The sequence below is a fragment of the Mesorhizobium sp. WSM4836 genome, assembly GCF_055811815.1.
The window spans coordinates 133,734-145,836 of sequence record NZ_JBVVQF010000004.1; the positions used below are offsets into that span (position 1 = coordinate 133,734).

Annotated in this window: 11 protein-coding genes; 1 reads left to right on the forward strand and 10 read right to left on the reverse strand. The window is 59.5% G+C overall.

Annotated features, from left to right (window positions below; all coding sequences use genetic code 11):
- Positions 1-64 precede the first annotated feature (64 nt).
- The gene (locus AC0L2P_RS06775; RefSeq protein ID WP_473500445.1) at positions 65-1,228 is read right to left on the reverse strand and encodes a glycosyltransferase family 4 protein; all 1,164 of its coding nucleotides are present in this window, start codon (positions 1,226-1,228) and stop codon (positions 65-67) included.
- 225 nt (positions 1,229-1,453) lie between these two features.
- Between AC0L2P_RS06775 and AC0L2P_RS06780 the strand changes: the two genes are divergently transcribed.
- A complete protein-coding gene (locus AC0L2P_RS06780) occupies positions 1,454-2,434 on the forward strand; it encodes a glycosyltransferase family 2 protein (RefSeq protein WP_473500446.1) in 981 nt (326 codons plus the stop codon).
- 30 nt (positions 2,435-2,464) lie between these two features.
- Here AC0L2P_RS06780 and AC0L2P_RS06785 read toward each other — a convergent pair whose 3' ends face one another.
- The 9 genes from AC0L2P_RS06785 to AC0L2P_RS06825 form a co-directional block, all read right to left on the reverse strand.
- Positions 2,465-3,154 (reverse strand): sulfotransferase family protein, encoded by a 690-nt coding sequence (locus tag AC0L2P_RS06785; protein WP_473500447.1) that lies wholly within the window; start codon positions 3,152-3,154, stop codon positions 2,465-2,467.
- Positions 3,155-3,174: 20 nt separating this feature from the next.
- Positions 3,175-3,954, reverse strand: coding sequence for a sulfotransferase domain-containing protein (locus AC0L2P_RS06790; protein WP_473500448.1), 780 nt, complete (start codon positions 3,952-3,954; stop codon positions 3,175-3,177).
- A 304-nt stretch (positions 3,955-4,258) separates the two neighbouring features.
- Positions 4,259-5,437 carry a glycosyltransferase family 9 protein gene (locus tag AC0L2P_RS06795; protein WP_473500449.1) on the reverse strand — a complete coding sequence of 393 codons (1,179 nt, stop codon included), beginning with the start codon at positions 5,435-5,437 and terminating at the stop codon, positions 4,259-4,261.
- On the reverse strand, positions 5,427-6,614 hold the full coding sequence (locus AC0L2P_RS06800; RefSeq protein ID WP_473500450.1) for a glycosyltransferase family 9 protein: 1,188 nt from the start codon (positions 6,612-6,614) through the stop codon (positions 5,427-5,429). The genes AC0L2P_RS06795 and AC0L2P_RS06800 overlap by 11 nt, the downstream gene beginning before the upstream one ends.
- Positions 6,615-6,623: 9 nt before the next feature.
- Positions 6,624-7,805 carry a glycosyltransferase family 9 protein gene (locus tag AC0L2P_RS06805; RefSeq protein WP_473500451.1) on the reverse strand — a complete coding sequence of 394 codons (1,182 nt, stop codon included), beginning with the start codon at positions 7,803-7,805 and terminating at the stop codon, positions 6,624-6,626.
- Between the two features lie 6 nt (positions 7,806-7,811).
- Entirely contained in the window at positions 7,812-9,599 is a 1,788-nt protein-coding gene (locus AC0L2P_RS06810; protein WP_473500452.1) for an ABC transporter ATP-binding protein, read from the reverse strand.
- 223 nt (positions 9,600-9,822) lie between these two features.
- A complete protein-coding gene (locus AC0L2P_RS06815) occupies positions 9,823-10,365 on the reverse strand; it encodes a class I SAM-dependent methyltransferase (protein ID WP_473500453.1) in 543 nt (180 codons plus the stop codon).
- 465 nt (positions 10,366-10,830) lie between these two features.
- Entirely contained in the window at positions 10,831-11,085 is a 255-nt protein-coding gene (locus AC0L2P_RS06820) for a DUF6894 family protein (RefSeq protein WP_473500454.1), read from the reverse strand.
- Positions 11,086-11,619: 534 nt separating this feature from the next.
- Positions 11,620-11,781, reverse strand: coding sequence for a hypothetical protein (locus AC0L2P_RS06825; RefSeq protein WP_473500455.1), 162 nt, complete (start codon positions 11,779-11,781; stop codon positions 11,620-11,622).
- Positions 11,782-12,103: the final 322 nt, after the last annotated feature.

Below are 12,103 nucleotides of genomic sequence, written 5' to 3' on the forward strand. Positions count from 1 at the left end.
CTGCAGTATCGGCTCCCGCTCCGTTAGCACTGAGAGTACTAACCTGATCCAACAAAGTCGAAAATCATTTCAGATCAAGGCTTTCATAAAGCGCCATCATTCGCTTGATCATGATATTGAAATCATAGTGCTCGGCCGCCGCTCTCACCCGGGCCGCGGTCTCAGGTCGTGACGCCAACTGCAGCGCGTATGCGAGCGCTGCTGCGAGGTCGCGTTGGCTGGCCGCATCACAAACGAGCGTCGGCTCGAACCGCTCGACAAGCTCGCGCGCTCCACAGCCGGTGCTTACCACGGCGGGCAAGCCGCTGGCCATGGCTTCGATGACCACCGTACCGAATGGATCATAGATGGAAGGCAGCACGGCAATATCGGCCGCACCGTACCACGGCAGCATGTCTTTCTGCGGTCCCAGCATCTTGAGCCGTGCTGCGAGACCGAGCCTGTCACCGGCCTGCCTGAAGGCGTTGGCGCGCGAATCATGGCCGATGACCCACAATTCAGGCTCGCCATCGAGCCTGGCGACCGCCTTCATCAGTGCAAGCAGTCCCTTTCGCGCAAAGCCCGAGCCGACAAACAGGACGACCGGCCTGTTTTCGTCGACGCCGAGCCGCGCGCGGATTGTGGCCCGATGCAGTTGGCGCAGCTGCGGGCTGAAACGGTCGAGATCCACCCCGTTGGGGATATGGTGCACGCGTTCCGCCGGATAGTTGTAGTGACGGACAATGTCGTCTGCCACCATTTTCGAAATGGCAATAACAGCTTTGAGCCGCGGACTGGCATAGGTTGCGCGTTCGAGGCGCAGCGTCTGGCGGTGAAAAGGGCTCAGCGCCATTGCCGCCCTGCGAAGCCGCGTCTCGAAACGCCGCCGCTCGGCAAGATAGGCGGCATGAACGCCCTCCCCGGCCCGGAAGACGTCGCAGCACGGCAGGCGATCGTTGCTCTGCACCAGCGCCGGCGGCATCTCGGCGATTTTGCGGCAGGCAGCTTGAGCAAAGGAAGCCGCCCGCAGCGAACGCGGAAACCGGCGGCCGGCACAATGGATGAATTCTATGCCTTCATAACGCGGCCAATCGCCGGAGAGCACGGCCACCGGCCGCTGACGCGCGGCGAACGCGGCCATGATGTTCTCCAGCATGATCTCGCCGCCACCGAAAGGCGCATAACGCTGGCGCACGAACAGGATCGGCCTGTCGAATTGAATTTCGGTGCCACGAATGCCGGCGTGCATGGGGTCTGGGCTCCGGCCTTGTTGCCATCCGACGATGTCTATAGAGGCCAGCGCGCGTCGGCAACAGTTGGAAGCTCATCCGCCGGAACTCAGAACAGGCCTGTGTCCATTGTCCGCGACTGCTTGCGATTTGCCTAACGGTGCTGCATGTAGAAATTAACTGCAAACAGCGGATCAGCGCCAGCTCCAGCCGGGCGGTGACCGCCATGAGGGGGAATCGACGGCTTGAGCAAACCAACCTGGCCCGCCATTGTCCGCCGGACGATTACCGACACCGCCATATATCGGCTGAGACACACCTTCGGAAGACGGGCAGAAGTGTCATCGCTGCGGCCGATAACGCCCCTTAAAGCGAATGACCTGCCTTTGATCCTCGTCATCCGCAACGAGGCGGACAGGCTCCGCCCGTTCCTGAAGCACTATCGCGAACTCGGCGTCACCAGATTCGCCGTCCTCGATGATCGCTCGACAGACGGAACAGCTGAGCTTCTGGCCGAGCAGCCAGATGTCGATCTATTCAGCTCGCCGATCACCTATTCGCAGTCGGACCTGGGAAACCTTTGGCGGCAGCTTATTGTGCAGATTTATGGTCAGCCTCGCTGGTATCTGACCGTCGACGCGGACGAATATCTTGTCTATGACGGCATGGATCAGCATCCGCTCGGTGCGATGGCTGACTGGCTCAAGCGGCGCAGAATGACACGCCTGCTGGCGCCGATGATCGACATGTATCCGAGCGGAAACATCTGGGACGTACCCTTCGATCCCGTCGTGCCGCCGTGGCAAGTTGCGGACCATTTCGATGGCAGCGGCTATGAGGTGACGAGGAGCCCCCGGCATCTCAAGATCACAGGCGGCCCGAGGACTCGGCTTTTCGCCAGGCAGCACAAATTGACGAAGTTTCCTCTGATATATGTTGATCGCCAGACGATTTTTACGTCGATTCACTCACCGCTGCCTTACTGGCGAAACTATATAAAGGGATTGGCCGGCCTGCTTCATTTCAAGTTCTTCGCCGATTTCAACGACAAGGCGCAGGTCGCGGTCGCGGAAGGTCAATATTGGAACGGCGCTTCCAAATATCGCCAGTATCACGAGGTATCGAGCGCTAAAGCCGCTCTCAGCGCGATGAGCGAACAGTCAACGCTGTACGAAGGAGCTCACAGCCTGTTCAAAACGGGTTTGATCGACAAAATTGATTGGTAGACGGCATTTCCAGCAGATGCCGAACCGACATCATGCATAACCGAATGTTTTCATTAGCTGGGCACCTCGTCCTTGTACCAGGTCCTGTAACTCGGCGTTTCCAAGTTCGGAGCGCCATCTCCCGCTCCCGTCATAGATCGGCTGATTGACCTGTTGGTTCCGGAGCACCTCATGTTGCGTCTCAACGCTGGCGTCGGTCGGCTTGAACCATTGCTGCGGGTTCTTGTGGTAGTCGAGGAGATCCGGGCTGAAGGTCACATCGAGAAAGCCGCAGATCTGCTCGACGACTTTGGCCGGATTCTCGACCAGGTCCTCATAGCGATAGATCAGCACATCCGGCTTTCCCCGTTCCGCAAGAACCAGCGCATTGTCGTTGATCCAGCGGTCGAGAGCCTCCTTTGGGTCGCCAAGTCGCTTGATCAGGGACGCTACGACGTCGCGCCCATCTCGCACCGGCATGACGAAACGCGCGCCGGGCACGAGCCGGCGAATGCGGGCGACACGGCGGATATGCCGCGGTGTCTTTTCAAGCAGCACGTTCTTTCCAGCATCGAGCGCCGCCCGCTTCAGTTTCCAGAAGCGGAACATGGCCAGTGGCGTCCATTTGAAGAAAATGTTGGTTTCCTGGAGCGGCAGGTAGACGTCAGGATGCGACGCAAGGATCGTCGCAATCAACGTCGTCCCGCTATGGCCGCAGCCGCAAATGAATCCGGTCCGCATCACCATGTCGGCAATGCTCGCTAACCCAAGGCGACCTGGGCGCGGTTATCGACGCGAGCGTAGCACAAGCCGTTCGTGCTAAAGACCTTGTCCAGCTTGTCCCAATATTCGAACTTAGCCAACTGCTCGTCACAATAGGCCACGTCGTCCTCGGAAAGATATTCGCCGTAACCGCCTATCTTGCCCTTGCGCACCTTGAAGCTTTCGGGATCATTCGCATCGCGGGGCTGTAATATCTTGCCGTATCGATCGGACAGATCACCGGTCGATTCACTCACTTTCATCTTGTCGAAAGTTCGGTTGTTCGCCACCTCGACAAGCGTCCTATCGTCAGCCTGCAGGTTCAAGAATCCAAGGATCGCGCGAAGGACACCAGCTGTATCCCGATGCATGTCTTCGTATTGAAGATACCGGATTTCGCGCATCCGGGGCATTGCCGCAAACCAATGCAGGTTAAATCTGATGATCTTTTCGATCCCATGATTGTCGCTTCTGATAAAATCGCTGAACGATCCCGCCGGAAGCATGTGGCGCTTCTGAACCTGAAAGTACCCCGAGACCACCGTATCTCTTGGATCGCGAACAAGCATTATTGTTCTTCTCTTCTTGTATCGAGATTTATTCTCTTTGAGGCTCGATTTCGGTCGAAGTAACTTGTGGTCGGTTCCGTCGTGAATGTATTGAACTTCAACCCCGAGATCGTCCAGCATGACACGCAGCCAGGTGCGCCCTGATTTTGGAAAGGATACGATAAGAGGAAGAGGCGGCGCTTTGGCCTGAAACAATTTCAGAAAGGACATGGGAGAGACCTCCTTTAGATTATCAGAGCTGGCGCCCGAACCGCTGCCGGCCAGACCGACCCCATCGCTGGGCGTCTAAACCTACGGCTGGTTCGAACACAAGGCAGAAATGCTGGCAAGAATTGCGATCCTCTGCGGGGCGAATTGGGCCTTTACTATATCCCGGTTCGGAATGCCTTATGTTTTTTTGGCCTGTTGCGACGACTGTTCGACACGGGCGCTCCATTCCGCGGTCCGTCGGCCGAACCCCTTAATGCGCATCGCGTCGTTGCGTATTCAGTGATGCGCTTTTGGACGACATGCATTAGCCACTCACTTTTGTGACCCATGGCGCCAGAATGGACTCGGCCTCGTCCATCACCACGGACCAGGGGCGTTCCCGTTTCGAGACCAGCACGGCCGATGGATAGTAGGGCGTGCGGTCGCCCTCGACCGGCCAGGAGCGCTTGAAGCCGTCGCCCAGAATGAAAACCGAGGGGATGCCGAGCGCGCCGGCCAGATGCGCTCCGGTATTGCTGATGGTCACCACGGCGTCCATCGCGGCAACCTGCGCGGCGAAAAGGTCCATGTCGACGAGCTGATCGACCGATCTGTCATGAAGAATGCGCTCCGGCTCACCGTCGGTCAGGATCTTCAGATCGGTCTCGATCTGGCCGTACTGCAGCGAGACGAACCGGAGGTCCGGTCGGCCGATCAGGTTTCGCCAGGCGGCAAGCGGCGGCAGGTCTTTGCCGGGATTGGAGCTGCCCCATGCGATACCGACCAACGGCCGCCCTTCCTTCCGGTAGCGGGCGCGAAGTTCAGCGACCCGGGCCGGATCCGGCTTAAGGGGCACGAAATGCTCGCGGATCGTCGCCTCGTCGGTCTCGAAAACGGCAGTCAGATGCTGGACGCCGGCGAAGGCCTGCGCCTCGCCATAGGCAGCCTTGCCATCAGCGCCGACCGGCCGCACATCGGCGGTCGGAAAAGTGCGCTGAAAGAGCGGTACTAGGCGGCGCTCGACCAGCACGATCGAGCGGGCGGCGCGCGCCAGGGCACAGCCCACGGAACTCGCATGATGGATCGCGGTGGCCAGACCCTGCTTTTCGGTTTCCATCAGATCGACCAGCAGTGTCTGGCCAGAAATATCCTGGCCCAGCCACTCGCCATCGACGCGGCCGTTGACGATGTGGCGTCGTGCGATCCTGAGTTCGGCGGCTGCGCCATAGGCGCCCATCCGCATCAGCGCCTTGCTGAGCTCGTCGATCAGGTGGACCTCGCCCCTCGACTTCGCAATGGATCCAAGAGCCAGGGCTTTCGGCAGTGCCGCCGGCCAATCGCGGGACTCGACGCTTCGCCGATAATCCGCCATCTGATCGGCAATGTCGCCGTCGCGCCAGCGAAGGAAGAGCTGCCGGCGGTGACGTCGGAACCAGACCTTGTATTTGTAGCCTGCAAGCGCGACAGCGCGGCGCAACCGGCCGAGAAGTTGGCTACCCTCCATCGCCAGCTCCGCCGATGATTTGCATGACCCGTCCGCCTGCTTCCTGCACTGCCGACGCCCAGGCTCGGCCGCCTTTTCGGACCAGTCGAACGCTCGGATATGCGGCGACGATCTCGCCAAAGGCCGGCCAGGACAGCCGAAACCCGTCGTCGAGCATGACAATCGTCGGCACGCCGAGCGCTCCGGCGAGGTTGGCGCCGGTATTGCTGATCGTCACCACCGCGTCGAGCGCCGCGATTTGGGCGGCAAAGCGGTCCATGTCCGTCAACTGGTCGACGGAAGCGTCATGGATGATGCGCCCCGGCGCGTGGCGCTCGAACTCGGAGAGGGCCGGCCCGACATCGCCATATTGCAAGCTGACGAGGCGCCCCGGCAGGCTGCCGAACAGCGTCCGCCAATCGTCCAGAGCCGGCAGATCCTTGCTCTTGTTCAGGCTTCCCCAGGCAAATCCGATCAGGGGACCTGGGCCGCCATCGAGATAGGTGCCGCGCAGCTCGGCAACCAGTCGGCGGTCCGGCTCCAGCGGAACGAAGGGCGCGCGTGCCGCCGGGTCGTCCGGCCAGAAATGCTTTGCGAGTGTCTCGAAACCGGCAACGACATCGGCGTCCACCGCCGCCATGTCCTCTTCCCCTTCAATCCTGACATCGAGCGCAGGATATGTTCTGCGATAAAGCGGTGCCAGTCGCGGCTCGACGAAGACGATGCATCGACCGGCAGCCGCGATGACTGGACCAAGCAGCGACGCGAACTGGAAAAAGATCGCCAGGTCGCCTTCGCGACGATCGACGAGAAGCGTGCGACCCGCAAGATCACTGCCATTCCAATCGGGCCTGCCGCGCAGTTGCTTGCTCGCCGCCATCAAGTGCCAGATGCGATTTCCTCCGTCGAGACGCCTCAGTCCACGCCCCGCTTTCTTGATCAGCCCGAGATCGCCAAGCTGCTCACCAAGCACGCCAAGCGCCAGTGCATGGTCACGAGCAGTTTGCCAGTCACCACGCTGCACGCTTTCCTCCATCAGCCTCATATGCCTTTCGGCACTTTCGTCGGCGTGGCGCGAGGGACGTCTAAGAAGTTCCTTTGCCCGCTCGAGAACCTTCTGCAGCCGCTTGCCGACGGCGCTCTGCGGGCGCAGATCGGCGGTTTTTGCTTTCTGAAGGATGGTTCGTCTGTTCTGCACGGCGATGTTCTATCGTCCTCGGGGAGCGTCGGAAAGCGTCGACAGGATCGACGAGAGCCGCCGGCCGGCCTCGTCGAGCACCAGCGACCAAGGGCGCCCCTCCTTGCGAATGATAATGCCCTTCGGATACCAGGGTGTCCGGTCGCCGGTCACTGGCCATGCCGTCTGAAAATTATCGTCGATGAGGAAAACAGTCGGCACGCCAAGGGCTCCGGCAAGATGGGCCGCCGTATTGCTGATCGTCACGACAGCATCGAGTGCGGCGACCTGTGCGGCGAAACGGTCCATGTCGACCATCTGGTCGACGCTGTCGTCAAAGATCAGACGCGTGTCATTGCCGTTGCGAAGGCGCCGCAACGCCGGCTTGATCTGTCCGTACTGGAGCGAAACGAATGTCGCTGGCGTCTGGGCGATGAACCTTGCCCATTCCGGGAAGTCAGGCACGTCCTTGGTGTGGGATTTGCTGCCCCAGGAGAGACCTACAAGCGGCAGATCCGTCATCGAGCGATAGCGCTTGCGGAATGTCTCGACGAATTCAGGATCCGCCCGCAGCGGCACGAAGTCGGCAGCAAGTTTTTCGGGATCGCGTCCGAACACCCAGGCGAGATCTTCGAAAGTCGCACGTTTGTCGCCGACCACATCCTGCTGCGCCGGGATCACGGTCGCCTTCGGGAACGTTCGCTGCAGAATCGATACCAGGCGCGGCTCGACCCGAATTGTTGCGCTTTGCGCATAGGCAGCGGCAGCGCCGGCCAGTCGGGCGTGGCGGATAACCCGGCCAAGGCTGCGCGGGTCATCCTCCACAAGATCGATCAGCAGTGTATCCGATCCGAGATTCTCGCCGGTCCATTCGTTGGCGCTTTTCCCTTTCCGCAGCCGGCGAGCGGAAAGCCGAAGCTCAGCTGCCCGCGCAAAGTTGCCAAGCCGTTCGAATGCCTGGCCCGCCTTCTGCATCAGCTCCGGATCGCGATTGTGATCGGCCGTGACAGCCATCTCATTGCTAGCGGCTTCAAGGCCTTTCCAGTCCCTGCGTACGATCAGTGCCTCAACCTTGGCTTGCAGCTCAAGAATGGAACACGGCTGCTTGGGACCGGAGAACAACCTGCGCACCGCCTTTTTGTACCGGCGCACCTGAAGGCCCAGTCCACCGATCACATACCGGACATAGGAACCGTGATAAAAGCTGGTCATCGGCCTTCAGCGCAATACGCTCTGCCGCAGCTTTTTGCCGCTTTCGACCATCGGATCGGGCGCCTCCAGGTGGAATATCGAACGATATATCTCGCTGTGCTTGGCAAGCTGGTCATGCGTTCCAGCATCGACAAGCTGTCCGGCGTCAAACACGAGAATACGATCGGCCGCCTTGATTGTAGACAGCCTGTGCGCAATGCAGATCACCGTGCGCTGAAATGTGTTGTCGAAGGCTGCCTCCATGACTGCCCGTTCGTTTTCACCGTCAAGCGCCGATGTCGCTTCATCATAGACGATTACCGCAGCATTCTTGAGCAAGGCGCGTGCGATGGCGACGCGTTGTTTCTGGCCGCCCGACAGATTGGTGCCGCTCGGCCCGACAAGCGTGTCGAGCCCGTTTTCGAGCGCAGACGCAAAGCTGGTGACCCGCGCGAGATTCGCAGCGGACTCGATTTCCTGATCGGTGGCGTTTGGGCGGCCGTCGCGAATGTTGTCGCGGATCGAGCCTTCGAACAGGAAGACGTCCTGTGACACAAGTGCGATATTGTCGCGAACGTCGGCCAGGCTGATCTTCGAAATGTCCTTTCCGTCGATCAGGATCCTGCCCTTGGCCGGCTCCATCAGGCGCAGGATCAGATTGACGATGGTGGTCTTGCCGGCGCCGGAGCGGCCGACGATCGCCAGCTTCTCACGAGGTCGCACGTCGAAGGAAACACCGTCCAGCGCCGGGCTGTTGCCGTCATAGGAGAAGGCCACATCTTCAAAGCGGATACCACCATCGACGTCGACCAGGCGCTCGCCCGCGATTGCGAGTCGCCGCTGCTCGGGCGTGTCGATCAAATCATACATCTGCTCGACGGCAACCATTTGCTTCTGGACGTCGACATTGACCCGGGCCAACCGCTTGGCAGGCTCATAGGCAAGCAGGAACGCGGTAATGAAGGCCATGAATTCGCCAGGCGTCTTGCCGTTGCCGAGGGTCTGCCAGCTGGCATACATAACGAAAAGCCCGATGATCACGCCGCCGCCGGTCTCCATCAATGGGCTCATCAATGCTGATGTCCGGTTGATCTGGATGCCACGTCTTTCCATCTTGCGGACGGCCTTTGCAAAGCTGGCAACCGCTTTGTCCTCGAGCTGGAAGGACTTGATGGTGCGGATGCCTTCGACGGCTTCCGTGCCGATCGACTGGACCTGTGCGGCCAATTCCGTCTCGCCCCTCGCCAGCGCCTTGAGCTTCCTGGTTATCGCGCCGACTGAGAGGAACAGCATCGGCAGAACCGCCACGGATATCAGCGACATTACCGGGTCCTGCTTGACCATGACGCTGGCCAAAGCAATCAGGGTCAGCAGATCAGAGACGGCGCTGCTCGTGAGGGTGAGAATAACGGTCGCCCCGGCGCGCGCGTTGAACATGATTTTGGAGATGAATTTTGCCGGATGCTGGTTGGCGAAACGGCTGATGTCGAAACGCACCATTCGAGAAAATTGACGGTTTTGCAGGTCCGAAACGATAGCCCGGCGAATCTTTCCCGTCGTGACGGTCTGGCAGTAGGCAGCTATGCCCTTGACCAGGAAAATGCCGATGATGACGACGCTGATACCAGATACAGCGGCAGCGTCTCGTTCAACATAGATGGTGTTGATCATGACTTTCATGATCCAGGCCGTCGCGCCGACCGCGGCAGCAGCAGCGATCGAGCAGAGCAAACCTGTCACATACAGCATCTTGTGCGGCGGCAGATTTTCGCCAATCAGACGCTTGATCAGCGGATATGCCGGGACCGTTGACACTCGTTTCTTTGCAATCATCTTGTCGCCGCCCGTTGCGATCCCGTCCGGTCTTCGTGTTGTCTTGAAGCACGAGACGGTTTCGATCACCTGTCTGTGGCTTCGTTCCCGACCACAGTCAATGCCGAACCGGATCCTTGCACGTCATCGGCTTATGACCGTCGGTTCCTCGCATGCCAAGCCATGCGGCTCTTGCGCCATTCGTCGTCGGCCGCGCTATGCCTAGTCAGTGTTTCGCGAGGATCATGAGATGGCTTCCAAGAGGCGATGTGTGATTGCTTTTGATTGAAAAGCCCACATCCGAAAGCACCGCGATCATCTCCTTGTCCTTGCCAGGAGGAACGCGGGCAACGATCGTTTGAGCACGCCCGGCGATATCGCACAGCACGCGTCGCGCCTTGTCCGCGCCGAGGCTCCACTGCATGTGATGGTAGACCGCCAGCAGCATGACGATGTCGTACTGCGGTTGGAGAACATTTTGCAGCTTCCGGCTACCAAGATCGAGACAATCGAACCGGCTTTGGACTGGACAACCCAGGAAGATCATCCTGGCCGTCTCGATATGCGGCTTAAGAATGTCGATCCCATGGATCGAACTCGGTCCTAGCTTGGATAACTCATAGGCGACAACACCCATGTTGCAGCCAACATCGAGAATGGATTTGCCGGCATAGTCGACCTCTGCGGAGAATAGCCCGTCCAGCCGGTCGTCCCACGTTCCCTTGAATCTCTTTTGCTTATTTGACCACCACAAATCATTGTTCTCCAAAAGCGGCGCCGGACTGGTTTCCTTGACGGAGGACGACTGTGCGCTGGGCCTTGGCCCCGGACCAGTTGCTGGCGCGCAAACGACACTGTCCAGAACGTCCTGTAAACGTAACCGCGGGAGAAAGGAACTCCAGATCACAGCATCCTGCGAAGACGTTTCGGGAAGTTGACGAACACCAGCCCGACAAATCGACAAATCGGTTGGAAATCCCAATGTCGCTTGCCGCCCCCTACCCGGGCCTGCCCTCGAGTTCCTGAAACGCGCGGATAGCCCGGGCCGACACACGAAGGGGCATAAATAATGCCCCGCCGGCAAGGCAAGCCATGTTTGTTCTTGCTTTGTGCCGGCAGCTATGCTACTAATTTGCCTATGGTGCTGATTTGCACCAACGAGCGTCTTGCCGCGGCATGCGGTTTTTCAGCCAGGCTCGATCAAAGCTCGCCCGCATTGCGGGGCTTTGGCCAATCACGGTCGAGTGCCAGCCTTTTCGGCAGCTTCCGAAAAGGGAAATCGGAAAAGCAGCTTCCGGTTCTCGTCACAGATTTCGAAGGAAAGGCCCGTCAGGACCGGGTTGCCGCTGAGCAGGCCCTCGGCCAGGATTTCCTTGGCCGAAGCCATGGCGTTATCCTGAGCCGCGGACAGACCGTCCAACTCCTGACCCTCGAAATCTTCCGTCAAGCGGCCCTCGTTGTTTCGGAAATGGAAAAAATATCTCGGCATGGCTGCTCCGGTTGGTCGGTTTCTCTAGTCGCGAGCGCCTCAGGAATAGCGCCGGATTCGTACCCGACGGCGTCCGTACGGTTTTACATTGGAGTTCATCGCTTTCTAGCCCTTCATGCGTTAGGCCAATCGAACAGCACCCCATAATTCGAACGCACATGCCGCTATCATGTCGTCCAGGGCTTTTCCGAAGGCCGGGCAATTCGGCATGATAGCCGTGATCGCGATCTCAGCCGCTGCGGCGGAACCGGATCGTGGCGCCAACGACCATCGTTCTCCCTCGATTCGGCACAATGTCCGTCTTCCGGGGTCCGTCCTCCGGGTGAAGGTCCGCTGCCATTGGATAGCAGCGGACCACTCGGCTGGGTGAGCCAATGGCCCGAGGCGGGGGCGTCTCGGACCGCCACCACGATAGCTTCGAGAGCCCACTCGTTCCACAGGACGCTGTCGTTGGTAATTTTCGTACACTGAGCATCGCCGCAGACAGTCTGCGACCGTGGGAGTTTTGGGCTATGCCGCGTCGCCGGGTAGTGGTCAGCTCCGGCTTTGATAGCTGTACATGCCCGCGCCGATCGCGACCGCTCCTACGGTGATCAGAATCGATGGCACTCCCATCAACGTGGCGACGATCCCCCAGACGATGGCGACGGCAATTGCGCCGGCTGTCCCCAGGACCAGTCTAAGCCGTTTCGACATTATCCGTCCCCAAAAGTGCATCTTTGGCCTTTTCTGGTCGAAATACCGCAATGCGGCACCATTGTCTGCGCTTCGTCAAACTTTTTATGCCGCCCCGAGCCCCGACCGCCGAGGCGTAGGCGATCCGTATGCGGCCTTGTCGCAAACACCCACTCGACATTGAGGAAGCTTGGGCGCGAGCCCGAGAAGCAGGCGTCAGAAAGCGAGGTATCTATGCAAAATTTTTGGAATTTACTCCGGTTCACGATCATGGGCGTGGCGGCCACGACAGCCGGAATAGCCCAGCTCAAAAATCTGTTCGCGAAAGCGCGTCGGTCGCCGA

What these genes read in the sequence shown, in the direction of transcription:
- AC0L2P_RS06775 (WP_473500445.1), bottom strand. Translation starts at nt 1,228, where the DNA reads ATGCACGCCGGCATTCGTGGCACCGAAATTCAATTCGACAGGCCGATC.
- AC0L2P_RS06820 (WP_473500454.1), bottom strand. Translation starts at nt 11,085, where the DNA reads ATGCCGAGATATTTTTTCCATTTCCGAAACAACGAGGGCCGCTTGACG.
- AC0L2P_RS06795 (WP_473500449.1), bottom strand. Translation starts at nt 5,437, where the DNA reads ATGGAGGGTAGCCAACTTCTCGGCCGGTTGCGCCGCGCTGTCGCGCTT.
- AC0L2P_RS06805 (WP_473500451.1), bottom strand. Translation starts at nt 7,805, where the DNA reads ATGACCAGCTTTTATCACGGTTCCTATGTCCGGTATGTGATCGGTGGA.
- AC0L2P_RS06785 (WP_473500447.1), bottom strand. Translation starts at nt 3,154, where the DNA reads ATGCGGACCGGATTCATTTGCGGCTGCGGCCATAGCGGGACGACGTTG.
- AC0L2P_RS06790 (WP_473500448.1), bottom strand. Translation starts at nt 3,954, where the DNA reads ATGTCCTTTCTGAAATTGTTTCAGGCCAAAGCGCCGCCTCTTCCTCTT.
- AC0L2P_RS06825 (WP_473500455.1), bottom strand. Translation starts at nt 11,781, where the DNA reads ATGTCGAAACGGCTTAGACTGGTCCTGGGGACAGCCGGCGCAATTGCC.